The 25,485-nt window shown below is 72.5% G+C and carries 22 protein-coding genes; 13 read left to right on the top strand and 9 right to left on the bottom strand.

Annotated features, from left to right (window positions below):
• The 3 genes from AB0G10_RS36320 to fxsA form a co-directional block, all read right to left on the bottom strand.
• Positions 1–1,677 carry a bifunctional diguanylate cyclase/phosphodiesterase gene (locus AB0G10_RS36320; protein WP_360932520.1) on the bottom strand — a complete coding sequence of 559 codons (1,677 nt, stop codon included), beginning with the start codon at positions 1,675–1,677 and terminating at the stop codon, positions 1–3.
• Between the two features lie 87 nt (positions 1,678–1,764).
• On the bottom strand, positions 1,765–3,243 hold the full coding sequence (locus AB0G10_RS36315; protein ID WP_360932517.1) for an HEXXH motif-containing putative peptide modification protein: 1,479 nt from the start codon (positions 3,241–3,243) through the stop codon (positions 1,765–1,767).
• A 228-nt stretch (positions 3,244–3,471) separates the two neighbouring features.
• Positions 3,472–3,675, bottom strand: coding sequence for an FxSxx-COOH cyclophane-containing RiPP peptide (fxsA, locus tag AB0G10_RS36310; protein WP_360932514.1), 204 nt, complete (start codon positions 3,673–3,675; stop codon positions 3,472–3,474).
• Positions 3,676–3,845: 170 nt separating this feature from the next.
• Here fxsA and AB0G10_RS36305 point away from each other — a divergent pair, with 170 nt between their 5' ends.
• Both AB0G10_RS36305 and AB0G10_RS36300 read left to right on the top strand, forming a co-directional pair.
• Entirely contained in the window at positions 3,846–4,307 is a 462-nt protein-coding gene (locus AB0G10_RS36305) for a hypothetical protein (protein WP_360932511.1), read from the top strand.
• The gene (locus tag AB0G10_RS36300) at positions 4,288–4,689 is read left to right on the top strand and encodes a hypothetical protein (protein WP_360932508.1); all 402 of its coding nucleotides are present in this window, start codon (positions 4,288–4,290) and stop codon (positions 4,687–4,689) included. Before AB0G10_RS36305 ends, AB0G10_RS36300 begins: the two co-directional genes overlap by 20 nt.
• Before the next feature lie 19 nt (positions 4,690–4,708).
• Here the strand turns inward: AB0G10_RS36300 and AB0G10_RS36295 are convergent, their stop codons facing one another.
• Positions 4,709–4,993, bottom strand: a complete 285-nt coding sequence (locus AB0G10_RS36295) for a DUF427 domain-containing protein (RefSeq protein ID WP_360932506.1) — start codon at positions 4,991–4,993, stop codon at positions 4,709–4,711.
• Between the two features lie 132 nt (positions 4,994–5,125).
• Between AB0G10_RS36295 and AB0G10_RS36290 the strand changes: the two genes are divergently transcribed.
• Both AB0G10_RS36290 and AB0G10_RS36285 read left to right on the top strand, forming a co-directional pair.
• A complete protein-coding gene (locus AB0G10_RS36290) occupies positions 5,126–6,238 on the top strand; it encodes a hypothetical protein (RefSeq protein ID WP_360932503.1) in 1,113 nt (370 codons plus the stop codon).
• Positions 6,235–7,647 (top strand): hypothetical protein, encoded by a 1,413-nt coding sequence (locus AB0G10_RS36285; protein ID WP_360932500.1) that lies wholly within the window; start codon positions 6,235–6,237, stop codon positions 7,645–7,647. Before AB0G10_RS36290 ends, AB0G10_RS36285 begins: the two co-directional genes overlap by 4 nt.
• 139 nt (positions 7,648–7,786) lie before the next feature.
• Here AB0G10_RS36285 and AB0G10_RS36280 read toward each other — a convergent pair whose 3' ends face one another.
• The 3 genes from AB0G10_RS36280 to AB0G10_RS36270 all read right to left on the bottom strand — a co-directional run bounded on the left by AB0G10_RS36280 (position 7,787) and on the right by AB0G10_RS36270 (position 12,188).
• Entirely contained in the window at positions 7,787–9,874 is a 2,088-nt protein-coding gene (locus tag AB0G10_RS36280) for a SpoIIE family protein phosphatase (protein ID WP_360932497.1), read from the bottom strand.
• A 148-nt stretch (positions 9,875–10,022) separates the two neighbouring features.
• Positions 10,023–10,868: a bifunctional DNA primase/polymerase gene (locus AB0G10_RS36275; protein WP_360932494.1), complete on the bottom strand. Its 846-nt coding sequence runs from the start codon at positions 10,866–10,868 to the stop codon at positions 10,023–10,025.
• 21 nt (positions 10,869–10,889) lie between these two features.
• The gene (locus AB0G10_RS36270) at positions 10,890–12,188 is read right to left on the bottom strand and encodes an AAA family ATPase (RefSeq protein WP_360932491.1); all 1,299 of its coding nucleotides are present in this window, start codon (positions 12,186–12,188) and stop codon (positions 10,890–10,892) included.
• Between the two features lie 53 nt (positions 12,189–12,241).
• On the opposite strand from AB0G10_RS36270, the gene AB0G10_RS36265 reads away from it, so the two are divergent.
• The 4 genes from AB0G10_RS36265 (at position 12,242) to AB0G10_RS36250 (ending at position 14,966) form a co-directional block, all read left to right on the top strand.
• A complete protein-coding gene (locus tag AB0G10_RS36265; RefSeq protein ID WP_360932488.1) occupies positions 12,242–12,610 on the top strand; it encodes a hypothetical protein in 369 nt (122 codons plus the stop codon).
• A gap of 475 nt (positions 12,611–13,085) precedes the next feature.
• The gene (locus tag AB0G10_RS36260; protein WP_360932485.1) at positions 13,086–13,394 is read left to right on the top strand and encodes a hypothetical protein; all 309 of its coding nucleotides are present in this window, start codon (positions 13,086–13,088) and stop codon (positions 13,392–13,394) included.
• A 40-nt stretch (positions 13,395–13,434) separates the two neighbouring features.
• Positions 13,435–14,103 carry a hypothetical protein gene (locus AB0G10_RS36255; protein ID WP_360932482.1) on the top strand — a complete coding sequence of 223 codons (669 nt, stop codon included), beginning with the start codon at positions 13,435–13,437 and terminating at the stop codon, positions 14,101–14,103.
• 89 nt (positions 14,104–14,192) lie between these two features.
• Positions 14,193–14,966 carry an SDR family oxidoreductase gene (locus AB0G10_RS36250; RefSeq protein ID WP_360932479.1) on the top strand — a complete coding sequence of 258 codons (774 nt, stop codon included), beginning with the start codon at positions 14,193–14,195 and terminating at the stop codon, positions 14,964–14,966.
• Positions 14,967–14,981: 15 nt separating this feature from the next.
• Here AB0G10_RS36250 and AB0G10_RS36245 read toward each other — a convergent pair whose 3' ends face one another.
• A complete protein-coding gene (locus tag AB0G10_RS36245) occupies positions 14,982–15,881 on the bottom strand; it encodes a hypothetical protein (RefSeq protein WP_360932477.1) in 900 nt (299 codons plus the stop codon).
• 83 nt (positions 15,882–15,964) lie between these two features.
• Between AB0G10_RS36245 and AB0G10_RS36240 the strand changes: the two genes are divergently transcribed.
• The 4 genes from AB0G10_RS36240 (at position 15,965) to AB0G10_RS36225 (ending at position 23,401) form a co-directional block, all read left to right on the top strand.
• Entirely contained in the window at positions 15,965–20,257 is a 4,293-nt protein-coding gene (locus tag AB0G10_RS36240) for an AAA domain-containing protein (RefSeq protein ID WP_360932474.1), read from the top strand.
• A 328-nt stretch (positions 20,258–20,585) separates the two neighbouring features.
• Positions 20,586–22,286, top strand: a complete 1,701-nt coding sequence (locus AB0G10_RS36235) for an EAL domain-containing protein (RefSeq protein WP_360932472.1) — start codon at positions 20,586–20,588, stop codon at positions 22,284–22,286.
• A 19-nt stretch (positions 22,287–22,305) separates the two neighbouring features.
• Entirely contained in the window at positions 22,306–22,695 is a 390-nt protein-coding gene (locus AB0G10_RS36230) for a cupin domain-containing protein (protein WP_360932469.1), read from the top strand.
• A gap of 220 nt (positions 22,696–22,915) precedes the next feature.
• Positions 22,916–23,401 carry a MarR family transcriptional regulator gene (locus AB0G10_RS36225; RefSeq protein ID WP_360932466.1) on the top strand — a complete coding sequence of 162 codons (486 nt, stop codon included), beginning with the start codon at positions 22,916–22,918 and terminating at the stop codon, positions 23,399–23,401.
• A gap of 137 nt (positions 23,402–23,538) precedes the next feature.
• Here AB0G10_RS36225 and AB0G10_RS36220 read toward each other — a convergent pair whose 3' ends face one another.
• Positions 23,539–24,525, bottom strand: a complete 987-nt coding sequence (locus AB0G10_RS36220) for a hypothetical protein (protein ID WP_360932463.1) — start codon at positions 24,523–24,525, stop codon at positions 23,539–23,541.
• A gap of 192 nt (positions 24,526–24,717) precedes the next feature.
• Here AB0G10_RS36220 and AB0G10_RS36215 point away from each other — a divergent pair, with 192 nt between their 5' ends.
• Positions 24,718–25,482: an LPXTG cell wall anchor domain-containing protein gene (locus tag AB0G10_RS36215; RefSeq protein WP_360932460.1), complete on the top strand. Its 765-nt coding sequence runs from the start codon at positions 24,718–24,720 to the stop codon at positions 25,480–25,482.
• The last annotated feature ends 3 nt before the right edge of the window (positions 25,483–25,485 follow it).

The raw sequence follows: 25,485 nt of genomic DNA, 5'->3' as shown, positions 1-25,485 counted from the left end.
TCAGGCCGTCATCCGGATCACCGTGGCGGCCTGCTTGTCCAGCAGCTCGGTGACCTCGACGGCGGGCATCGGCCGGGCGAAGTGGTATCCCTGCGCCCGCCCCGCGCCCAGCTCCCGCAGCCACGCCGCCTGGGCCTCGTCCTCGACGCCCTCGGCGACCGGCGCCAGGTTGAAGGTACGGGCGATGTGCAGCACCGCCTCGGCCACCGACGCGCCCCCGCTCTGCGGCATGGCCTGCACGAACGAGCGGTCGATCTTGACGACGTCGACGGGCAGCGCGCTGAGGTGGCTGAGCGAGGAGAAGCCGGTGCCGAAGTCGTCGAGCGCGAGCCGCACGCCGAGCGCCTTGAGCGCGCCGAGCACCCGGGCCGACTCCTCCAGGTCGGTGAGCGCCACCGACTCGGTCAGCTCGAGCACGAGGTCCTGCGGGGGCAGGCCGGTGCGGTCCAGGATGGCGCGGACCTCGTCGATCAGCTTGGGGTTGCCGAGCTGGGACGCCGAGAGGTTGACGTTGAGCTCGAAGCCGGGGAACCCCTTCTGCCAGGCGATCGCCTGCCGGCAGGACTCCTCGAGCACCCACTCGCCGATGCGGGGGAGCAGACCGAGCGACTCGGCCAGGTCGAGGAACTGGGCCGGCGCCATCAGGCCGCGCTCCGGGTGCCGCCAGCGGATCAGAGCCTCCACGCCGACGGTCTGCGCGCCGCCGTCGAGGTCGACGATCGGCTGGTAGTAGACCTCGAACTCGCCGGCCTCCAGGCCGCGCATCAGGTCGGCCTCGGCGCGGCGGCGGGCCTCGGCCGCGGCGAACAGCACCGGGTCGAACCGCCGGGCGACGCCGCCGCCCTCCTGCTTGGCGCGGTAGAGCGCCTGGTCGGCCCGGCCCAGCACGTAGTCGAGCCGGTCACCTTCGCGGGCCACCGCGACGCCGGCGCTGACCCGCACGCTCATCGGGACGCCGCCGACGGTGAGCGGCCGGTGCAGCTCGGCCAGGACCCGCTCGGCGACCGCGAGGGCCGCCTGCTCGTCCTCGACGCCGGGCAGCAGCACCGCGAACTCGTCGCCGTCGAGCCGGGCCACCGTGTCGTTGGCGCGGACGTTGACCGAGAGCCGCTCGGCGGCCGCGCGCAGCAGCTGGTCACCGACGGCGTGGCCGTGGAAGTCGTTGATGTCCTTGAACCCGTCCAGGTCCACGATGATCACCGCGGTCTGGCTGCGGGCCGGCTCGGCCATGATCTCCCCGGCGTACTCCAGGAACATCGACCGGTTGCCGAGACCGGTCAGCGGGTCACGGAACGCATGCTGGGCGAGCAGGGCCTGCTGCCGGTTCTGCTCCGACTGGACCCGGCCGCCGAGGATCTCCCGGATCAGCACGGCGACCGCGACCACCAGCACGAGCCCGACCGCGGCCGGCGCGAGATCGTGGTGCACCAGGCGGAAGCCGGCGGCGATCATCGCGGCGGCGGTCACGGCGTGCCGCAGCACCGGCCGTCCGCCGTCGAGCAGCAGCACGGCGAGCCCGAGGACGAGGGCCGCGAGCAGCGGCACCACCCGTCCGGCGGTCATGCCGGGCGAGTCCGGTCCACCGGCGGCCGGCCAGGCGAGCAGGACGAGCGCGGCGATGACGACGGTGTCGTCGACACCGAGCCGTACCCGTTCCAGAAGAGCGTTGCGACCCACGATCCACCTCCGGCGAGTCAGATCGGTCCGGGGGCCGCCCATGTGAGTCATCCGTGCCGGCTTTCCATCCCCGCATTTCCCCGCCGGTTATCCGGACAGCCAATCGGCGAGCGCGGCGATCGGCACGTCCGGCAGGGCGAGCGCCGCCGCCTTCACCACCTCGGGCCGCGAGCGCAGGGCCGGGTGCGGGGAGACCAGGGCGAGGCCCGCCCAGCCGAGATCCTGGTCGCGGTCCTTTTCCAGACCCATTTCGTACGAGCGGAGCGCCGTGGCGAGATCGCCCCGCACACAGGCGTCGTCCCCGGCCGCGGCGGAATCGGCGGCCTCACCCTTCAGATGGGCGCGGATGAGGCGGAGCCGGGGACTGTTCTCCAGGGCCCGGCCGGAACTCGCCGCCGGTATCGGGGACACCTCGGGCGGCTTCCGGCCGTCCCGCCACGCCCGAGCGAGTTCGGCGGCGTCCGGCGGGGTGACGGCCAGATTCCGCAGCCGCCAGCGCAGCCGATGGTCGGCACGGGCCAGTCCGGCGAGCCGGGCCGCCTCGGCGTCGACCGGTTCGGCGAGCCACGGCCGTACCTCGTCGAGCAGCGCGCTGACGAACCTCGCGCCGGCCGGGGTCAACTCCCCGCCGCCGAGCAGCCCCTCAGCCGCCTCGGCGACCGCTCCACGCCACCGCGCGAACTCAAACGCCGCCCCGCGCTCCCACCCGGTCCCTCCGCGCTCCCGCCCGGCGTCCCCGCACTCCCGCCCCGCTTCTCCGCGATCTTGTTGATCTATGCGGGGGTGGGGCTGCTCGGATTCACAAGATCGGGGAGGGGTGGCTTGCTCGTGCTGCGGCCCGCCTTTCCCGCGGTCCCGTCCCGTTTCTCCGCGATCTTGTTGATCTGTGCGGGAGCGGGGCTGCCCGGATTCGCAAGATCGGGGAGGGGCGGGGGGAGGTGGAGGGGTGAGGGTGGAGGAGGGGGAGGAGGGGGAGGAGGAGGGGGAGGCTTGGAGTTCGGTGCGCCAGAAGCGGGTGACGGCCAGGTACGCGTATGCGCCGTGCAGGACTCCGGGTGCCGGGCGTGGGTCGTCCCGCCACGGTGAGTAACCGGGTTCGCCGCCCGGCCGGACCAGGTCGAAGAGCAGGTTCACCGCGTTCAGGACGCTGTGCATGGTCTCGTGCAGGAGCCCGACGGTGAGCGCCGTGGGGTCCGCCGGGGCCGACATGGCGACCGCGCCGAACGCCTCCGCCGACGTCGCGCTGATCCCCTCGGCGTCCGGGTCCGGCAGTACCGGGACGATCACCCGGAGCACCGCGGTGAGCACCTCGGCGGCCGGGCGGTGCCGGGTCACCAGGGTGCGCCAGGCCTCGTCGAGGCAGTGCTGCCAGTGCCGCAGCTCATCCTCGGTGAGTGCCGCGGTGGGCGGGAGGCCGAAGAGACTCCTGGTCGGGCTCGCGTCGTCCACCCGTACGCGCAAAGCAAGATCTTGATGGACGGCCGTGAGTGATCGTCCCGGCTCGGGGAAGTCGAAGCTCTCGTGATCGCCGGCGCGAAGCGCCCGGGCGGCACGGAGGCCGGTCATCGGATCGGCGATCAAACGGCGCGCCTCACCCGTTTCAGCAGCGGTGATGCGGGGGTACCACCGGGGGGTGTCCGGTTGCCGACGGCGAATTTCCCGGAGCAGGAGCATATTGCGGCTGAGCTGCGCGCGACGCAGTGTGTCGAGGGTTGCGGCGTCCGGGCGGCCGGCGCCCAGGGCGGCGAACGCGGCGTCGCCGAGTTGAAAAGGACGTGATCGCATTCGGTCAGATCAGATCGCCGAGTTGAAGCCGGCGATGGGCTCACCCGGCCGATCCAGCTCGCCGGTGACCCGGCGCAGGGCGTGGACGAGGGCCGAGTCGTCACCCGGGAGGCCGGCGCCGTCGAGGATCTCCGCGAGGGAGGAACCGGAAATGTCGATCATCACGGATCGCCACTCCTCCGAGGCACCCCCGTTGTCCTGGCCTGCGTCCACGGGCACTCCTCCGGTGCTGCCTCGGTGTCGGTCGATGCGTTGCCGCAAGGTTACGGCGGTCGTCGGGTCGGGTGACCGGCGGGAGTCGCTACCGTGGGTGCTCGCACAGGGTTGCGTCGCCGTGATCTCATGGGACAACACCACCACAAGCGGTAACGGAGGGCGAAATCGTGCAGGGTGCAGTGCCGGGCGCCGGTGACGGCGTGCCCCGGGCCGGAGGTGCGGCCGCCGCGCTGGCAGACCGGGTGGCGACGCTGAGCGCGTCGGCCGGCGGGGCCGGGGGCGCCATCTCGGTCACCGTGTCGAGTTCCGGGAACGTCACCGGGCTGGAGCTGGCCGACGAGGCGCTCGCGCTCGGCGGTTCCGATCTGGCCGTGGAGATCCTCCGGACCATCCGCCGGGCCCAGTCCGGGCTGGCCGATCAGGTCGAGGTCGCCGTCGCCGCGACGGTGGGCGTGGAGACCGAGACCGGCAAGGCGGTCCTCGACAGCTTCACCCAGCGGTTCCCGGTCGAGGCGGAGGAGCCGGTCATGCCGGCGCCGAAGTTCCCCACCTTCCAGAACACCCCGACGCTGCCGCACCAGGCGCCGGGCAACGGATTCGAGAGCGGACGTGACAGCCGTGCACGGTGAACCCACCCCCTCGCTGCCCCGCCGCGGCCCGGCGCCGCCGGTCGAGCAGATGAGCAACGCGGAGCTGGCGCGGATGGTCGAGTCCGAGCATCCGTACCGGGGGAAGGCGCTCTTCGAGCTCTGCGACCGGGTGCCGACCGACGACGACGCGGCGACCAAGGTGGGGATGCTCTCCCGGCTCAGCTCGCTGCGGCAGGCGCGGCTCTTCGACCGGGTGTCGCTGGCCTGGTCGGCGATCATCGCGCTGCTGGCGGCGGAGACCGGTCACGCGCGGGACGAGGCGTACGCGGCGTTCCAGGCGCTCGAACCGGCGGAACAGCAGGACATGCTGGACTATCTGGAGGTCGGGGCGATCGAGGAGGCCCACCCGCGCATCACGTGAGCGGGCCCCCGGGGGTGTCTTACGCTTCGACCTTGATTTCCTTCTTGAAGGCCACCCGGTCACGCACCGCGGCGGCATCCGGCTTCGGGTCGGGGTAGTACCAGGCCGCGTCCGGCGCGGTGTGGCCACCGGCTTGGAGGGAGTAGTAGGACGCCTTGCCCTTCCACAGGCAGACGGTGTGCGTCTCGGAGGGGACGAGCACGTCTTCCCGCACGCTGGTGAGCGGGAAGTACGTATTGCCCTCGACAACCACGGTGTCGTCGCTTTCCGCGATCACTTCGTCGTTCCAGATGGCCTTCGGCATTCCTCGAACGTAGCGCGCCGCGGCATTTGTGTCCGATACGTGCGTTTTATTCACCTCTCGTGGGTGAAACGTGGGGAAACGCTTGTGTGAAGATCTACAGTTGGTCCTCGGTTTCCCCTTGGAGAGCGCCTGATGCATGACCGGCTCGACCAGCTCCGCGGCGACGTGAAGGCGAAGCGGCACAACGCGCGGACCATCGCCGCGCTCACCGGCAACCCGGGCTGCAGCCGCCGGGCCGTGCTGGACGCCGCCGGGGTCGACAAACTCAAGCTCGCCGACCGGCTCGGCTTCCCCGGCAGCTTCGGGCAGTCCCGGTTCGCGCTCTCCCGGGGCAACGCGTTCGAGGCCATGCTGAAGGCCGACGACTGCGAACTGCTGCGATCGGTGCTCGGCGCCTCGCCGGCGCTCCGCTACCAGGATCTCGGCGCCGACGTCTTCGACGACCGGCACGCGCAGACCGTGCGGGTGCTCGCCGACGCGCGGGCCGCGCTCATCGACCACCCGCTGCTCACGCTCGACGTCGCGGGACAGACCGTCTATCTGGAGCCCGACCTGGTGGCGTACGCCCACGAGGGCCGGCTCCAGGTCGTCGAGATCAAGTCGTTCGCGATCGTCGACGACCAGGCCGAGAGCGCCAAGGTGTCGGCGGCGGCGGTGCAGGCCGCGGTCTACGTGCTCGCGCTGCGCGACCTGATGGAACGGCTCGGCAAGGACCCGATGCTGGTCAGCCACGAGGTCGTGCTGGTCTGCCCGGAGAACTTCTCGCTCAACCCGAAAGCCGTCGTCCTCGACGTACGTAAGCAGATGTCCACGCTGCGGCGCCAGCTGTCCCGGCTCTCGTCGGTGTCCGCGCTCATCGCCGCCCTGCCGCCGGACGTCAGCTTCGACGTGGCGCTGGAACCGGCCGACCTGGTCGACGCGCTCGCCCACGTCGAGGCCCGGTACGCCCCCGAGTGCCTGTCCGCGTGCGAGCTCTCGGTCTACTGCCGGCACGAGGCCGCGGGCGGGACCGCCGCGCTCGGCCGGACGGTGCGGGAGGCGCTCGGCGGCATCGAGAGCGTCGGCGAGGTGCTGGCGCTGGCCGAGGGCCGGCAGGAGCCGACCGAGGAGCAGGCCGAGGCGGCGGCGCTGCTGAGGGCCGCGCTGAGACTCCGCAACGAGGCGCTGGCGCTGGCTGCGCCTTCTCTCGCGGCGCCTTCTCTCGCCGGGTCTTCCTCCGCGGCGCCGGTCGAGGCGGGGGCGTGAGCGCTCTCACCGCTCTGGCCCGGGCTCAGGCCGTCGCGGCCGGGCGGGCTCAGCCCATCGCCACGGTGCGGCACCTGCATGTGCACGACCATCCGCTCGTCCTCATCCCGCTCGCCATGGCCGGGGAGGCGAACGCGCCGCTCGCCGCCATGGTCGGCACGTCCGCTGAGAAGCCGCGGCTGCTCGTGGTGAGCCAGCCGCGCGACCGTGATCTCCGATTCGCCTTCTTCGCCGACCTGGCCGAGGAGCTTCTTCCGTACGTCGAAAGCTTCGCCACCGAGACCGAGGACGTCCCGATCGACAGGGGCAAGGACGTCCGCCTCCGCTACCTCGACGCGCCCCAGATCTGGCTGCCCAACCCCGGCGGCATCGACTTCCTGCGCCTGCTGGGGCGTTCCACCCGATTCCGTACGACGGACGGCGAGTACCCGGTGCCCGCCGGCGTGCCGCTGCTCGGCCGCTGGCTCACGTTCCTGACCGGGACCGCCGAGATGCCCGGCTCGTCGATGCTGCTCACCGCGGTCCAGGCCCTCGGGATGCACTGGGCCACCGGGCAGAGCAGCGCCGAGGACGCCCAGTTCGCCACCCAGCTCGCCTGGATCGAGTCCGGTGCCGAAGCCGCCCGCGAAGCCGAGAACGGACCGGCCGCCGGACCGGCCACCGACCCCGACTTCGACAACCGGGTCCTGGCGCCCCTGATCGAACGCGATGACCCGGAACTGCCCGAGGTGCTCCGCGAGCTGCTCCTGCCCACCTGGGAGCGGATGTGGCGGACACTCGCCCTGCTGCGCCGCCTGCCGGCCGGTGAGCGGGTGCCGCTGCGCTGGGACTCGGATCGCGACGCGTACACGGCCTTCGCCCAGTACGTCGCCGAGGGCGGCGCCCCGCAACCCCGCCGGGACGGCGCCGTCGCGGCCGCCGCACGCCTGCAGCGCCTCGAGAACGCGGCAGCCCGCTACGCCGTCCAGCGCGCCTTCGACGACCCGCTCGTGCTCGCCGAGTACCGCCTCACCGGCTCCGCCTTCGCCGGCGTCGTCACCCTCGCCAACCCGAACCGGGTCGACGACAGCGGCAAGCGACCCGTCCTGCGGCCGCGCATCATGGTGCACACGACGGAGCCCGTACGCATGGAAGCCGGAACCTCGCTCACCTCGCCGGCCCGGACCGCGCAGAAAGCGCGGGTGATCTCGGTGACGCCGGCCGGGGACGGGGCCGACGTGCTGCTGGAGCTCTCCGGCGGGATGGGCCGCAAACTCGTGGCCGAGCCGGGCAGCGTCCCCGAAGTGGGCGAACGCCTGATCCTGACCACGCTGAACGAGGGTTTCCGGCCGGGCGGGTCCTTTCCCGACCCGGAGAACACGCCCTGGACCCACGGCGGGCCGCCGCAGCCCCCGTCACCCGAGGACTGACAACCCTCACCCTCGCGTGTTGAGTTGCGGTGCGGACCGCGCCCGAAGTCAACACGCGGTGGGTGGTTGGCGGTGGCGTGTTGAGTTGGGGTGCGGATTGCGCCCGAAGTCGACACGCGGTGGGCGGTGGAGTGGTCCGTCAGGTCAGGTGGACCAGCAGCAGGGCGATGTCGTCGTTGCCGGGCGGGGCCGCGGCCAGCAGGTGCTCGCAGAGCTCGTCGGGGGTGCCGGCGGCGTTCGCGGAGAGCACCTCGGAGATCCGGGCCACGCCGTCGTCGAGGAGGCGGCTGCGGTTCTCCACCAGGCCGTCCGTGTAGAGCACCAGCGTCGAACCGGCCGGGACGAACCGGCGGCTCGTGCTCCTCGGCTCGCGCGGCGGGAGGCCCAGCAGCGGCTCCGGCGGCACCCACCAGGCCTGCACCTTGCCGTCCGGGAGCAGCAGCAGCGGCGGCGGATGGCCGGCGTTCGCGAACGTCACCGACCAGCCCGACCACGAACGGGCCACCCGGGCCAGTACCGCGGTGGCGGCGCCCGGCACGCGGAGCCCGTACAGCGCCTGGTCGAGTTCGGTGAGCAGCTCCCCCGGCTCGTCGTCCCGGCCGTACGCGTCGCCGCGCACCAGATTGCGCAACTGTCCCATCGTGGCCGCCGCCTCGATGTCGTGCCCGGCCACGTCGCCGACCGCGACCATGACGCTGCCGTCCGGCTGGGCGAACGCGTCGTACCAGTCCCCGCCCACGGCCGCGCCGTCCTGCGCCGGCACGTAGCGGGCGTGCAGGCCGACCCCGGGGATGACCGGCAGCTCGGTGAGCAGGCTCCGCTGGAGGACCTCGGCGACATGTCGCTGTTCGCGGTAGAGCCGGCTGTTCTCCACGGCGAGCCCGGCCCGGCGCCCGATCTCGGCGGCGGTGCGCTCCTCGGCCGCGGTGAACGCCGCCCGGTCCGGACGCTTCACCAGCAGCACCGCGCCGAGCGTCTCGCGCCGCACCGGCGACGTGATCGGCACGAGCAGCGACGCCCCGAACCCGGCCCGCGCGGTGATCTCGGCCAGCTCCGCGTCGTGCAGCCGGCTCTGGAGATCGGCGGCGCCGTCGGGGGTACGGAGGGAGCGCGTCCGCCGCACCGCCTTGACCATGGCCCGCAGGTCGGCCCGGGACCGCACGCCCAGTTCGGCGAGGCGTGCCATGTCGGCGGCTCGGGCCGGGTCGCGGTGCGCGGCCGAGACCAGGGTGGCGCCGCGCGGCTCGTCGGCGATCGTGACGACACACCAGTCGGCGAGCCGCGCCGTCACGACGTCGCCGAGCCTGCGCATCGCCTCGTCCACGTCCATGGTCGCGGCCAGCGACTCGGTCAGCTCGGCGAGCACCTCCAGCTGCTGGTGCGCCGACTCGGCGATCAGGCGCGCCTCGTCGGCGGCGGCCCGCGCGACCTCGGCGGCCTGGCGGGTCTCCTCGGCAGCGGCCCGGGCGATCCGCAGCCGCACCTCCGACGAGCAGACCTCGGCCAGCTCGCTGATCAGGGCGATCTCACTGGGCGTCCAGACCCGCGGTTCCCGGTCGACGGCGCAGAGCGTCCCCACGATCAGCCCGTCCGGGTCGGTGACCGGCGCACCCACGTAGGCGAGCGCACCCAGCTCACGGATCGACGGGTTGTCCCGCATCCGCGGGTCCTCCCGGACGTCCGGGACGGCCAGCAACTCCCCGGCGATCACCACGTGCCTGCTGAACGAATGACTGAGCGGCATCTGCCGTGCCGTGGCGAGCGGCTCCGGCACCCCCACCTGCCCGGCGAGATGCTGCCGCTCCGCGTCGACCAGGCAGACCACGCCCATCGGAGCGTCCACCAGCTTGTTGACCAGCATGGCGAGCCGATCGAAGGCAGGGTCCGCCGTCAGCCCGGCCCGCACCCGATCGGCGGCGGGCCCAGCAATGCGATCGGCGGCGGGCACCGGAGCGCGGTCGGCGGCAGGCCCAGGAGCGCGGTTGGCGGTGGGCACGGGAGCGCGGTCGGAGGCGGGCATCGGAGCGCGGTCGGCGGCGGGGCGAGGAGCGCGATCGGCGGCGTGGTCCGCGGTCCGGGCCTGAGTCCGATCACCGTGCCAGGCGCCGGCGGCGGGATCGGTGGGGTCGGTCGGGATGCCCAGGATCCGGCGCACCGAGAGCAGGCGTGACGGATCCGCGAGCACAGCCTGCCCGGCGTCGTCGATCACATCCTCCTGCAGCACCATCGCCCCCCGGTTCGTCAGCCAGGCTACCGGCGTGGACCGGGCGCGGACCGCTCCGAACGCGACCCGATCATCCGTTTCACCACCGTCCGAACGGCCACCCCCAAAGGTTTGACGCGCCGCGGCAGGCCGGGAGCCCCGGGGAGAGAGGTCAGGCGGCGTCTCTCGAACGGCCCTCGAAGGGCTGGCGGATTCCGGCGGTGAGGCCCGATCGCAGCGTGCCCCTGATCTCGGCGTGGCCCAGGCCGGCGCGGCGGGCCGCCGTGGTCAGCTCACTTCGCACCGACTGTGCGTCCAGCAGCCCCGCTCCGACGAGCCGGCCGAGAGCGAAGGCGGCACGGTTGAGGGTGTCGTTGCGTGTGCCGGGTTCGGCCCACGCCATCCGGCTCGTCTCGGCCGCGAGCGCCGCTTCCGCGTACCGATCGGGGTGAATGACCCGCCGCGAAGCCGGCGGAAAGCCGGGGCCCTTGATCAGCTCGAGCAGGGGAGGCGGACCGGCCGGGAGCGGGATCGAGGGACGCCGGATCCAGCGGTAGTCGAGGCCGCTCGCGTGCCGGGACGGCGGCGCCAGCACATAGCCGCCCGCGCCGCGCCAGTCGAGGCCGGGCAGCAGGCGGACCCGGTTGCCGAAGCCGGTCGGCAGGAACCAGAGGTGGCGCCCGCCCCGGCCGGTGCGCACCGCGGGACCGGGCGGGATGTCGTCGCCGAGCAGGTGGCGGAGGCCGTGCCAGCCCTCCGCCGAGTCGACGTCGGCCACGTCCATCACCACGCCGGTGCGCAGGCCGACGTTCGCCTCCGGCCAGTGCGACCACCAGATGGTGATCAGGTCCTCGTCGGTCGAGGCCTCGGTCAGGCCGTGCCGGAGGCGGGGATGCTTGCCGATGTGAGCGCATCGGGCTCCTCTGTCGCAGGAACAGGCGCCACCCGGATCAGGCGTGTGCACCGGCAGGACCGGGATGCCGTGCCGTGCGTATGCCAGGGCGGTCGTCAGCGACATTAGAACAAGCGTACGACAAAATCAGGTCCGATACAGGTGCGCCAGCATCGACTGGTTCGCCTCCCAGCCGTCCGGAAACTTCACGGGTACGTTGAGATGCACCGGCTCGGTCGACGGATGCGCGTCGAGCAGCTCGGCGATCCCGGCCCGGGCCACCACGACGCAGGCGTGCCGGTGCCGCGACGTCAGCACGCAGAGCCGGCCCGACTCGAGGTGGAACGCCGTGGCGTCGCGCCGTCCGGAGAGCGGATGCAGCACGACCGTCAGGTCATACTCGCGTCCTTGCAGCCGGTTCGCCGTGTCGACGGTGACCTCGGCGGCCTCGGGCGGCAGCAGCGAGCGGATCACCGCGACCTGATCGCGGTGCGCCGCGCCGATGGCGATCCGGTCGGCGGTGAGCGGCCCGGTTCCCGACTCGGAGGAGGTGACGCCCTCCCTGGTCAGGGCGCGGGCGGCGAGGTTCGCGCAGGCGGCGGCCGCCTCGGCGTCGGTCCGCACGGTGAACCGCGCCGGCAGCTCGTGCAACCCCCAGCCGGTCGCGGCGGCCGTGTCCAGCACCGCGTCGAGGGGGTCATGGGACGAACGCCCGAAGGAGAGCGTCCGATCGCCGGGCCCGGTTCCCGAGCGGAATCCGGTGAAGGGATAGAACGCCTCCGCCACCACCGGCGCGGCCGAGGCGGGCAGCCGCCAGGAGACCGGCAGGCGATGGACCGGCAGGTCGGGGTTGTGCCGCAGCAGCACCGCGACGGCGCTCTGCATCGGATCCCAGGAGAGACCGGTCCAGCGATCCACCTCGACCGTCGAGAACGGGTCGAGCTGGCCGGGGTCGCCCACGAAGAGCGCCCGCTCGAACCGGGCGGCGACGCGGAGCAGGGCGTCCGAGCGCATCTGGTACGCCTCGTCGACGATCGCCTGCGGCCAGGTCCCCTCGGTCACCGTGGCCCACTTCGCCGCCGTGCCGATGGTGACGGCCGGCGAGCCGAGGTCGCCCACCTTCGGCGCCACCCGGCAGGCCGGATGCGCGCGGACCCGGGCCGAGGGCTCGTAGTCGACCGCCGACAGCCGGCCGACGGACACCTCCGGCGAGCGCACGCCGAGCCGTTCGATCAGGTCGTCCACCTGCTCGTTGGTCTGCGCCACGATCATCAGCGGCTCCCCGGTGGCGGCCACCTCGCCGGCCGCGCGCACCACCAGGGTCGACTTGCCGGCGCCGGGCGGGGAGTCGACCACTACGCCGCGATGGCGGCCGGACCGCAGGTCGCCGAGGACCGCCGCGATGACGGTGGCGGCCTCCTCGGCGGGGCTCAAGGTCGCGTTCACCCCGGAAACTTAGCGTGTTCGGGGCCCATCTCCTGGGTACGCTGCGCGGCATCATGGATGATCGTGAATCGGACTGGCCCGCGGTGAAGCTGACGGCGCTCCGGCTGGGGCGGCGGCTGGGCATGCTGGTGCCCGCCTCGCAGCCGCATCGCTGGTCCTTCGTGCACATCGTGCCGAGCTCCGGTCCGGACGACGTGGCGGCGCTCCGCGGTGGCCGGGCGCGCAACGACGCGGCGCGCAGCTTCCGGGTCACGCACTGGGAGTTCGAGGCGGATCGGCTGGAGGGCTACGACCACGATCTCGGCGCGGTCCGGCTCCGGCACGCCGAGGCCGCCGACGAGGCGGAACTGCTGGATGTGCTCCGGGAATGGCGTCTGCGGCCGGAGGATTTCGAGCAGTCCTGGGACACCGTGAATATGTGAGGGCTCCGGGCTGGGTTCATTCACGTTCACGTTCTGCGGGAAGCGCTTCCGTTCCCCGCCGGTAAGGTCCCGCCCGGCCCGCGCTTCCGCCGGTCACGTCGCTGTCCGTCACCGCGCGGCGGTCACTCCACGCCATTTCGGAAATGCGGATGCTGGAGCACTGGAGGCAATTATTGCTTTCCCGGTTCAGCAGACCATTTCTTTCGTACGGATAAAAGTCCGCCCCCGCCGGAACATTCCGATATCCGATCCCGAGGCGGCGGCCGGCGCTCCGATGCCGCGTCGATGTCCGTCGTGTTCGACCAGTGGGACGCCGGGTCGATCTGACGGGTATCCGACACTTGCTTCGTCGTGCGCCGTCTAGCGATCCGCTGGCCCCGGGGGGCCACCCCGGAGGTGGGGCGTGCCGCGAGCCGGACGGCACACCGGGCGACCGTCCGGGATCGCCCGGTACGCACCGTAGATACCCCGCTAAATGATCACTGATCACCCGGCAGCCCAGGTGAACCCCGATTTGATCACGCTGGGTGAAATGATGTTTGCTTCTCCGTCATGCATCGGAAATAACTCTCCGCTTCAATATTCGGTACGGGCGAATAGCGAAGCCGGCCTGCAACTTGCGGACGCGGTTCGTGTGCGCAAGTTGCAGGTTTCGTCGCTCTCCGACCCGTCGCTCCAGCGTCGTGGCCAACCGTTGGTCGACATGCGCGATTTCATTCACGGTTGTTTTTATGATCTCGTTGCGACCTCTTCCAGTCGATCATCGGAAGTGCAACTCTTCTAGCCAGCAGTGACGTCAGGAACACGGACGGTGGTGGTGAGGAATGCGCCCAGACGTTCTCGTCGGTCCGAGTGAGTGGCTCATCGATCAGTTCGGTGACAAGGTCGCCGACGAGTTGTGGACGCGGGTCCCGGAGGCCTTGAGCACCGCGATCGACCGTGAGGTTCACGCTCGTCCCGCGATGGCTCAGACGATGGAACGTGTGCTCGCGAACCCCCGGTGGGCGCTGCCCTATGAGGAACTGGTGCTGTTCCTCGGCACGCTCCCGGGCGCGGAGATCATTTCGGTTCCGCGGTCGGTCTACCAGCTGGTGCTGATCAACGGGCACATCGTGGTCCCGTGGTGCTACGGCCAATCGGCCCGGCTCTCCATGCGCGACGCCGAGGTCGGCCGCTCCTTCGGCCGGCTGGCCCGCGAACTCCTGCGCCGCTTCGGTCCGCCGTGGCGCCGCTCCCCGGTCGAGGCCCCGCTCCCGCTCGACGCCGTCGACGAGCGCGAGGTGGCCAAGATCTGCGCAGCCATATCCCGGATCGAACCGAAACCCGAGGTGGTCATCGCGGGTTTCGCCGGAGCACCCAATCTGGGCCTGCTCCGCGCCTGTCTGGGCGAAGTGAAGTCCAGCGACAACGGCACCCTCAACTGGAGCCACCTCGACGACCTCCCCCTCCCGCCGCCGGTGATCCCGCGCCCGAGGCGCATGCAGTTCCCGTAGTCACCCACCGGCTCCAACCCTGAACGGCCACCCCGGGCAGCCGCCGCCCGAGGTGGCCGTTCGACGTCCGGCGCAGCAGGATGGGATCCATGTCGTTCGTGGTGACCGGCGGGGGCCGGGGGATCGGCCGGGCCATCGTGGAGCGCCTCGCCGCCGAGGGGGCCGTCGCCGTGCTGGAGTCCGACCCGGCGTCCCTGGAGTGGGTGGAGAAGACGGAGTGGGCCGCCGATCGTCAGGGGCGGGTCATCCCGGTGATCGGCGACGCCGGCGATCCCGCGGTCGCCGAGCGGGCGGCCGGGGCGGCGGCCGCGGTGGCGCCGCTGCGGGGCTGGGTCAACAACGCGGCGATCTTCCGGGACGCGCGGCTGCACGAGTCGCCCGGCGAGGTCGCCGAGCTGATCCGCCGCAATCTCGATCCGGTGCTGGCCGGCAGCGCCGCGGCGATCCGGCACTTCCTCGCCGCGGGCACCGGCGGCGCCATCGTCAACATCTCGTCCCACCAGGCGCGGCGGGCGGTGCGCGGCGCGCTGCCCTACTCGACCGCCAAGGCGGCCGTCGAAGGCCTGACGCGCGCGCTGGCCGTCGATTACGGGCCCTCATCCGTACGAACGAACGCCCTCGCCCTCGGATCGATCGCCACCGAGAGGTCGGACGCCTATCTGGACGGGCTCCCGGAGTCCGGCCGCGAGCACTTCCACCGGGAGATCGGGCTGCTCCAGCCGCTCGGCCGGATGGGGCGGCCGGCCGAGGTGGCGGAGGTGACGGCCTTCCTGCTCTCGCCGGCCGCGGCCTTCGTGAACGGCGCGATCATCCCGATCGACGGCGGGCGGTCGGCCCAGGGCCGGGATCCCGAGGAGCGGTGACCCGGCGGCGGCCTCTCAGTTCACCGCGGCCAGGTGGGCCGTCGAGAAGGGCTCGAGCCTCGACCGCATGTCGGCGTACGTGGTGAGCAGGAAGGGCGCCCCCACCACGCCGAACGCGACCGAGAAGACGCCGTTCAGGATCACCTGGACGACCGAGCCGGCGAACGGTCCGAGGGCGGCCTGCATCACGACGCTGACCACGCCGAGGGCCAGGGCCGCGCCGAGGGCGATGCCGAAGATCGTGGCGATCCGGCCGAGCGACAACCCGAAGTCGGCGTGCAGGAGCTGGAAACAGCGTCCGATGCCGACACCCCGCTCGACGGTGACGACCACGGGCAGGACCGCCAGGGCGACGCCCACGTAGAGGAGCGGGAGGAAGCAGAGCAGGAACGCGACCATGCCCAGCAGCATCGCGAGGATGCCCCAGCCGAACAGGGCCGGCGCCCGGCGCAGCCCGGTCTTCACGGCGCTGCCGAGGTCGACCGGCCGGCCGGTGGCCGCCTGGACGCCGAGCTGGATGCTCGCCGACGTCGCGACCAGCGCGAACGCGCCGGTGATGAGCGCCACCACGAGGATCGCCAGGAAGCCGACGACCAGGCCGGCGACCGGCGGCAGCTCGGTGGGCCGGGCTTCCAGGGCGGCCGAGAAGGCGGTCTCCTCGGTCTCGAAGTAGCTCTGCGCCGGCAGGCTGAGCGCCAGCGTCGGCACGGCCACGATCGCGTGCAGGATCAGGGCCGGCTTCCACACCCGCCGGACCAGGGCCGAGCCGCGTCCCCACCAGCCGGCGAAGTCCGGGCTCACCAGGGGATCGGAGGAGTTCGCGTAGTAGGACGGCGGCATCCCGGGCGTCTGGGAGGGCCAGTAGTGCCCGTTGCCGTCCAAGTTCTGCCAGCCCTGATTCACGCGGTTCCCCAAGACGTCGATCCAAGATCAGTGGGCGTCACCATAGCGGCTGCCGGCCGCCCGGCGTGGGCCCGCAGCCATCTAGACTCCGTGGGATGGCTGAGCAGCGGGAGACGCCCACGACGATCCGGGATCGGGCCGTGGCCGTGGCCGACTATCTGCTCGCCGTGCGGGCGCAGATGGAACGCCCGTCCCGGACCCTGCCGTCCGACGCGCACTGGCTCGACGACCTGCCCCGGCACCCGGACTGCGCGGCCGGCCCAGGCGCCGACGGCACCTCCTGGCTCCGGGTCGGCCGCCCCGAACTGCCGCCGCCGGTGACGGTTCCGGCCGCCCTCCGCCGCCGCCTCCGCGGCGAGATCTCGGCGGCCACCGAGCCGAAGCCGGCCACTGCGCCGAAAGCGGCCACCGAGCCGGAGGCGGCCGGAGCGGCCGCCGCGCGAGAGGACGATGACTTCGCCGAGTGGCGGGATGCGGTCTGGCGTCCCTGGTCGCTCGCCACCGCGGCGGCCGAGCAGACCCGCGACCTGCACCGGCGGCTGTTCGACCGGATGCATCAGCTCGACATGGCGACCGCCACGACCGAGCTGGTCTGGGGGCACGGGCTCCTGGAGACCGTGATCGACGGGAACCGGGTGCGCTATCCGCTGGTCGCCACCCCGGTGCTGATCGAGTACGACGCCGACCGCGCCCTCGTCAGCGTCTCCCCGGCCGGCCCGTCGCGGCTGCAGACCGAGGCGCTCGCCGGGCTGGACGAGCGGTACCTGAGCCAGTTCGCCGCGCTGGCCGGCCCGGGCGGCGCCGTCGAGGTGGACCTCTGGAGCGAGTTCGAGCGGCGGGAGTTCTTCGAGCGGGCGCTGACCAGGCTCGGCTTCGACCGCACGATCCTGGCAGCCGGCGAGAAGCCGGGCCTGACAGCAGGGGAGAAGCCGGGCCTGACAGCAGGGGAGAAGCCGGGTGACGGGGAGACGTTCGTCCGGGACGCCGCGGTGCTCTTCGCCCGCCCCCGCCAGCGGCACCTGCGCGGATTCCTGGAGAACATGCGGGACCGGCTGACCGAGGGCGACTTCGGCGCGGTCGGCTCCCTCGCCGCGATCGTGGCGCACGAGCCGAGCCGCCTCGAGATGCCCGGCGACCGGCCCGAGTCGTGGACGCGGGTGGGCGAGCGGCTGCTCATGCCGCTCCCGACGAACGAGGCGCAGGAGTCGATCGCGCGCCGCCTCGCGCACCACCGGAACGTCGCGGTGCAGGGCCCGCCCGGCACCGGCAAGACCCACACGATTCGCAACCTGATCTGCCACCTCATGGCGAACGGCAAGCGTGTCCTCGTCGTGGCGCAGAAGGAGGAGCCGCTCCGGGTGCTGCGCGACGGCCTGCCCGAGGAGGTGCAGGCGCTCTGCCTCGCGGTTCTCGGCCGGACCACCGATCAGCTGGTGCAGCTCCAGCTCGCCGCCCGGGAGCTGTCCGACCGGGCCGCGACGCTGGACTCCGACGCCGAGGCCCGCCGGGTGGATCGGCTCACCGCGTCGCTGGAGGAGGCGGAGCGCGAGCTCGCCGCGGCGATGGCGGGACTGCGGCTGATCGCCGAGAGCGAGGCCGCGACGTACCAGATCGGTGGGGTGGCCCTGCTGCCGGCGGAGGTGGGCGCGTGGCTGCGGGAGCGCGCCGCGGCGCACGGCGGGATCCCGGATCCGGTGACCGGTCCGGCGCCGCTGACCATCGAGGACTTCGCGACGCTGCTCAAGCTGGCGTCGCGTCTCACGCCGGAGGATCGTGCGGCCGCGATGCGGCCCCTGCCGGAGATCCAGGATCTGCCGGACGCCGCCGCTTCCGCGTCGGCCCGGCAGAGGGCCGGGGAGATCGAGGCGTCCCTCTCGCGCCTGGTGGACCAGGGCGTCGACGTCGAGAGGGTACGCGCGGAGCACCGCGCCGGCATGACCGAACTGCTGGCCGAGCTCCGGGACGCGGTGTCCTGGCTGCGGCGGCGCGAGGGCACCTGGACCGACCGGCTGGGCCGGCTGCTCGACGACCCGCACTGGCGCACCCTCTGGAACGACCAGGTGGCCGCCACCGAGAAGATCTTCGCGGAGCTCGCGACGCTGGCCCGGGAGGTGACCGGCCACCGGATCGCGGTGCCCGAGCCGATCCTGGCCGAGCCGAAGCTGCTGCTCAACCGGCTCGGCGAGATCGGCCGGCGGTTCGAGGCGGGCCGCGGGCTGAGCCGGCTGCTGCAGCCGGGCCTGTACCGGCTGGCCGACGAGATCCGGGTGGACGGCGAGCCGCTGCGCACGGCCGAGGACGTCGCGCTGGTGATCTCCTGGGTGCGCCGGTCGCAGGCGCGCCGGCGGCTCGGCGACTCGTGGCAGGAGTGGGTGGAGCGGCTCGCGGTCCCGGAACCGGCGACCGGCTGGGGCGATCCGGAGATCTGGGCCGGGACGCTGCTGGCCGAGGCGCGGCAGTCGCTCGACTTCGACCTGAACCGCTGGCCGCCGCTGGCCGCGCGGGTGGCTCCCCTCGTACCCCAGAAGGAGCTCGCCCTCGACGCGGCGCAACTGGCCGACGTAGCGGGGATGCTGGAAAGCGCGGCCGAGGTCTTCGCCCTGGACAAAGCGCAGGCGCAGGCGCGGGCGGTGGCCGAGCGGGTGGCGCCGTGGCCGGAGATCGCCGAGGCGTGGAAGACGCTGGAGGGCTGGGACGAGGCGATCGCCGAGGTGCGCCGGCTGGTGCTGCTCCAGCCGGACGTCATGCGGTTCCACGCGTCGCACGACCGGCTCACCGCGGCGGCGCCGGAGTGGGCCGCCATGATCGCGAGCGGCGAGCACCCGGTCGTGTCCGGCCAGGCGTGCCTCGAGGCGTGGGAGTGGCGGCGCGCGCAGACCTGGTTCGACGAGGTGGTCGGCGACGTCGACCCGGCGGTGCTGTCCCGGCGGGTGGAGCGCGCCCAGGCCCGGATCCGGCGGCTGACCGGGGATCTGGTGGTCGCGTCGGCGTGGCTCGAGGTGGCCCGGCAGCTGGACGACCGGCGGCGGGCCGCGCTCGCCGACTGGGCCACCGCCCTCCGCAAGATCGGTAAGGGCACCGGGCGGGGCGCGGCGGCCTGGCAGGCGCACGCGCAGCGGGCCATGGAGCAGGCGGTCACCGCGGTGCCGGTCTGGGTCATGTCGGTGGACCGGGCGATCGAGCAGTTCGCCGGCGGCGCGCGGTTCGACGTGGTGATCGTCGACGAGGCGTCCCAGGCCGACCTCTTCGGCCTGCCGGTGCTGTCGCTCGCCGAGCGGGCCGTCGTGGTCGGCGACGATCAGCAGATCGGCCCGCAGCTCGGGTTCGTCGGGCAGGTCTCCGGCCTGATCCAGCGGCACCTCGGCGACGTGCCGTCGGCCGAGCACTTCGACCCGGAGTCCTCGCTCTACGACCACGCGGTGCGCCGGTCGCCGGAGCGGATCCTGCTGACCGAGCACTTCCGCTGCGTACCGCAGATCATCGAGTTCTCGTCGCGGCACTACTACGACCACAAGATCATGCCGTTGCGGGCCGACCGGCCGGTGCTCCCGCCGATCCAGACGGTCTTCTGCGAGACCGGCGTGCGCCAGCCGCTGTCCGGTTTCGGCGACGTCAACCTGGAGGAGGCGGAGGCCCTCACCGAGCGGATCACCAAGATCGTGGCGGATCCGCGCTACGACGGGAAGACGCTCGGCGTGATCAGCCTGTTGAGCAGCAGTGGGCAGGCCGCATACCTTCTTACCGCGCTTCGTGAGGCGATCGGCGAGGACGAGATCCAGGCCCGCCGGCTCCGGGTCGGCGATGCCTACACGTTCCAGGGCGACGAGCGTGACGTCATGCTCGTCTCGATGGTGGTGTCCGAGAATGATCCGCGGATCGCGGCGTTCACGAAGCGCGACTACCACCGGCGGATCAACGTGGCGGCCTCCCGGGCCCGGGATCAGCTGTGGATCTTCCACTCGGTACGGCCGGCCGCGCTCGCCGCCGACGACGCCCGTGGCCTGCTCCTCTCGTACGCGTTGAATCTGCCCACGGAGGCCGCGGTGGCCGATCTCGCCGTCCGGTGCGAGAGCGACTTCGAACGTGAAGTGCTCCAGCTGCTGGTGGCCCGCGGCTACCGGCCGATCCCGCAGTTCCGGATCGGCGGCTACCGGATCGACTTCGTGCTGAACGCGCCGGACGGCCGGCGGCTCGCGATCGAGTGCGACGGCGACGCCTACCACGGGCCGGAGCGCTGGGAGAGCGACATGCGCCGGCAGTCGGTGCTGGAGCGGGTCGGCAACTGCGTGTTCGTGCGGATCCGTGGCAGCGTCTTCGCCCGGGAGCCGGAGGCGGCGATGCGGCCGCTCTGGCAGCGGATCGCCGAACTGGAGATCGCGACTACGTAGAGCGCTCTCGGGTTCGCGGTGAGTGCATGTGGACGGTCGACTGCGGGTACAGGGTTGCGTAAGGTTCCATAGCCAACACTTGCAGTAACTGTCTGTCATGGAGGCTGGGCGGCTTTTCGGTGGAATTGTGGGGCGACGAGGTCGTCCGTTCGGTTGTTTCGTTACTCTGGATGGGCGATAATTCCCTGCTCGGAGCCCTGCTGGCGGAATCGTCAAAACTTTGACGCCTACGTCCACTGTTACTACGGCCTCGTGACGGGTCGTAATAGGTGAGGGGTCTCAAGTTGGTCGGGGGAGCAACTGTGAGCGAGGGGGGAGGTGTCGGCGGATGACCGTGCCCGAAGAACGGGAGCGCTGGTCGCCGGCTCCGCCGTCCGCGCTGCCCGAGCCACGCCAGCCCGCCGAGGACCGGGCCGCCTGGTTCACCTACTCCGCGGCCGGCGACCAGATCGTCTGGTCCGCGGCGCTCTCCGCGATGCTCGGCCGGCCACCCGCCGAGGAGGAGATGACCCGGCAGATCCTGGCCCGCTACGTGCACCGCGACGATCACGCGAAGGCGCTCGGCGCCATCACCGAGGCGTGGACCAGCCGGAACACCGTTCATGCCACGGTCCGGCTGATGCGCACCGACGGCGGCTGGTTCGACGTGGACTGCCGGCTCGAGCCGATGATGAGCCCCGACGGCACGGTGCGCGGCCTGCGCGGCACCGTCCAGGACGTCTCCGCCCGGGAGCGCGCCAAGCGGGAGAACGCCCGCCTCACCCGTCGCGGCGAGACCGTGCAGGCGTCCCTGATCGAGCCGGATCCGGCGACCGGGCTGCTCACCCGGGCGCGGTTCGCCGACGAGATCGACCGCGCCCTGCGGCGCGCGGCGGGCGCGGTCCTGGTGGTCCGGGTCCAGGTCGACGGCGAGGACGCCGAGGGCGTACGCCCGGACCACAACGCCGATCTGCTGCGCCGCGCCGCGCGGATCCTCGAGGACCGGGTGCGGCCCGAGCACCTCCTCGGCCGGGTCGGGCCCAACGAGATCGGGATCCTGCTCGCCGGCGCCGGGTGGAGCGCCGCGCACGAGCACGCCCGGCAGCTGGTCGAGACCCTGTCCCGGCAGTCGTCCCCGGAGGAGTGCCTGCGGGTGAGCGCCTGGGGCGGCCTGGTCCGCTTCGAGCAGGACGCCGAGGCGGGCAGCCACGGCCTGCTCATCGACGCCGAGCAGGCCTGGCGGCAGTCCCGCGAGCTGGGCCGGCCGCTCACCCTGGTGGCCCATCCGGTCCCGGTGCGCGACCGGCAGGGCTCCTACCGCAGCCGGGTCGCCGACGCGCTCGGCACCGACCGGTTCACCCTCTACTCCCAGCCCATCCTGGAGCTGCAGACCAACCGGGTGACCCGGCACGAACTGCTGCTGCGGGTGCTCGACGAGGCCGACGGCCCGCAGTCGCCGATCCAGGTGCTCGACACCGCCGAGCGGCTCGACGCGATCTTCGACATCGACCTCTGGGTGGTCGAGCGGGCCATGCGGCTCGCCGCCGAGGAGCCGGGGCTCTGCCTCCAGGTCAACCTCTCCGGCCGCTCGGTCGGCGACCCGCGGCTCACCGCCGAGGTGGAGAAGCTGCTGGAGCGCTACGCCGTCGACCCGGCACAGCTCACCTTCGAGATCACCGAGACCGCGCTGATCGGCAACCTGAGCGAGGCCCGCCGCTTCGCCGACCGGGTCCGCGACCTCGGCTGCGGGCTGGCCCTCGACGACTTCGGCTCCGGCTACGCGTCGTTCCGCTACCTGCGGCTCTTCCCGATCGACCTCGTCAAGATCGACGGGGAGTACGTCGTGGACCTCGTCGACAACCCGCAGGACCAGGTTCTGGTGCGCGCGCTCGTGCAGGTCTGCCAGGCGTACGGGATCCACACGGTGGCCGAGTTCGTGCAGGACGAGCCGACCCTGCGGATGCTGCGTGAGCTGGGCGTCGACTACGTCCAGGGCTATCTGATCGGCCGCCCGTCGCCGGTTCCGCCGGGCCGATTGCACAACCCCTGACGCGGGTAACGTGCGGTGCATGGAGCACTTCACGATTGCCACCGTTGCGGAGCAGAGCCCCGATTTCCGTCGCGTCCTCTGGACCGGCAAGCACACCCAGCTCGTGGTCATGACGATCCCGCCGGGCGGCGAGATCGGCGAGGAGGTCCACGAGGTCGACCAGATCCTCACCTTCGTGAGCGGGGTCGGCCAGGCCATCGTCTCCGGTCAGACCCGCAAGGTCGCCCAGGGTGACCTCGTCGTGGTGCCGGCCGGGCGCAAGCACAACTTCCTGAACGACGGGCCGAACCCGCTGGTCCTCTACACCGTCTACGGCCCGCCGGAGCACGCCGACGGCGCCGTGCACAAGACCAAGGAAGAGGCGGACGCGCTCGAGGAAGCCGGCAAGGACGAGCCGCCGGCGCAGTGACGCGGGCGCCTGATGTTCTCGGAACACCTAGAACGACGCCGGAACCGGCCGAGGCCCCCCAGCCAGCCGGTTCCGGCGTCGTGTCGGGGTGAAAGTCCCCGCACAGCCTACCGGGCGACGTTCACGTAAGTCGATCGAATCGGCCGGGTATATATGGGCGTTGGCGGATACCCGACGCCCGCGGTCGCCGGTCTCCCCCGGCCACCACTAACCTTCCAGCATGACTGAGCCCATCGGCGGCGGGCCTCGCTGGTTGAGCGACGAACAGCAGCACACCTGGCGGCAGCTCGTCGAGGTGCTCGTCAAGATGCCGGCCGCCCTCGAGGCCCAGCTCCAGCGGGACGCCGGGCTGACCCACATGGGATACCTCGTCCTGGTGACCCTCTCCGAACGCCCGGACCGCCGGCTCGCCATGAGCAGGCTCGCGAAACGCGCGTGCGCGTCGCTGTCCCGGCTCTCCCACGTGGTGGCCCGGCTGGAGGAGAAGGGCTGGGTCCGGCGCGAGCGCGACGCCGGCGACGGGCGGGTGCAGATCGCGGTGCTCACCGACGCCGGCTGGGACAAGGTGGTGGAGACCGCGCCCGGTCACGCCGAGGCGGTGCAGCAGCTGGTCTTCGACCGGTTGACGGCGGCGCAGACCAGGCAGCTCGCGAAGCTCACCGGCGCGTTGCTGGAGTCGCCGATGGAGGTCCGCGATCGCCCTTAGCGCGTGTTGAGTTCGGGTGCGGATTGCGCCGTAAGTCAACACGCGAGGGCGGAGTTCGGGTGCGCCTTGATCGCGTGTTGAGTTGGGGTGCGGATCGCGCCGTAAGTCGACACGCGAGGGCCGGGGCGGGGCGGAGTTCAGGCGCGGGCGTAGGCCGGCACCGAGCGGTCGGCCAGCAGGTCCAGGCAGAGCGCCGCTGTGCGCTCGTCCGAGGCCGCCCCGACGCCCTCGCCGGTGTCCGGGTCGTAGGCGGCGTAGTGCCCGTTCGCATGCACCAGGGCCGTCGCCGCGGTACGCAGCTGTTCCGCCTCGGCGCGGTGGCCGTGCATCAGCATCCCCTTGCGGAGCAGCCAGTTCAGGTCGATCCGGATCGGTAGCCGCCGCACGCCGTCGCTCTCCGGCACCGGCAGCCCGGTCCGGGCCGGCATGCCGAACCACGCCGACGACACCTCCGCGAGAATCGCCTCGGCGTGCTCGGCCGGCAGATCGGGCAGCAGCAGCGGCAGCAGTCCGCCGGCCGTGTGCGCCGGGCCCGGCTCGCCGGTGCGCGGGTCCCGGGACCGGAACGTGCCGGTCGCCGGATCCCAGAGCCGGCGGACGATGGCGGCCGCGACGGCCTGCGCCCGGTCCCGGTGCCGGTCGGCGTCGGCGGGCCGGCCCAGCGCCCCGGCCATCTGGGCCAGCGACAGGTCGGCCGCGCCGAGGATCGCGTCGAAGCCCGGGTGGGTGACCTCGTCGGAGAGGAATTCCTGCTGGGCCGAGAGACGCGGGTAGAGCCACTCGAGCTCGGCCTGCGCCTGCCGGATCTGCGCGGCGCCGTGCCCCGAGGAGTGCCGGTAGACCTCCCACGCGGCCGCGGCCTGCAGGGCGGACGTGCCTCTGCGGGACGGGCTCTGCGCGTACCCGGGGAATTGTTCGAAGGCCGCGGCAGGCACCTGGCCGGAGGGGCGCTGGGCCTCGAAGAGGCCCCGGAGTGACTCCCAGGCGCGCGCCGGATCGGTGTAGGCGAAGCCGATCGCGGTGACCGCGACATCCCAGCCCGACCGGGCAGGACGGCCCGCGCGGCCGGTGTCGAGCACCCAGGTCGCGGATTTCCAGAGCTCGGCGGATACGTCGGCGTACATCGTATTGACGACCCTTCCCTGTCAGGCCCGGCGGAAACCTTTTGATCGGCGGGCGCCGGGCGGACTGAAGGGAATTGCCGGATGAACTGTCGGCGTCCTGAGTGAACAGTCGGCTTCGCGGCCAGCGGCGGGACGGTCCGGTTCCGTAGCCTCGCTTCGCTCAGACATTGATGTACGGGGAGGTGGTTTCCGATGTCCCGCATTGCCGGCTTGATAGCAGCGGCCGTCCTGGTGTTCGTGGCTCCGGCGCCCGCGCAGGCCGCGCCGGTCACCGGTGTCGAGGTGCGCGTCGAGGACGTCCGGCTGACGCCCGGCGCCGAGTCGACCCGGGTCGAGGTCTTCCTCTACTCGGAGAAGGCCGTGGACCTCGGCACGAGCGGCGGGGTGAGCCTCGAGCTCTCCGGCGGTCTCACCGGCGTGGTCCTCAGCGGCAACCTGCGCATGTACCCCTGTGAAGACACCGTCGGCCCGGCCCTGAGCTGCACCCTCGAAGCGTCGCAGCTGCCGGCGGGCGGGGCCTCGGCCGGCTTCACCGGGTTCATCAGCGCTGCCGAGGACGCCGCCCTCGGCCAGGAGGGCACGCTGACCGTGACCGTCTCGGCGCCGAACCTCGCGCCGGTGACCGGCGCCGCGAAGGTGTTCGTCGGGCCGGCGGCGTCGCCGTCCGCCTCCGCCTCCGCATCGGTTTCCGCTTCGGCTTCGCCGTCCGCCTCGGCCTCGGCGTCGCCGTCGGTCTCCGCCGGCGCCTCGTCGCCCTCGGCGTCCGCCTCGGTCACCCCTTCCGCCTCGATCATCCCATCCGCCTCGGTCAGCTCGTCGCCGGCCGCCGGTGGGGGAGCGCTGCCGATCACCGGGCCGCAGGGTGGGACGTTCGCGGTGGCCGGTGGTGTGCTGGTGGTCGCGGGCGCCCTCGGCTTCCTGCTGGCGCGGCGGCGGCGGGCGCGCTTCGAGGCCTGACCC

Origin of the sequence: Actinoplanes sp. NPDC023714 (assembly GCF_040639855.1) — a bacterium.
Classification (GTDB): Bacteria; Actinomycetota; Actinomycetes; order Mycobacteriales; family Micromonosporaceae; genus Actinoplanes.
The sequence above is the reverse complement of the archived record's forward strand: the minus strand, read 5'-3'. Positions and strand labels throughout refer to the sequence as shown.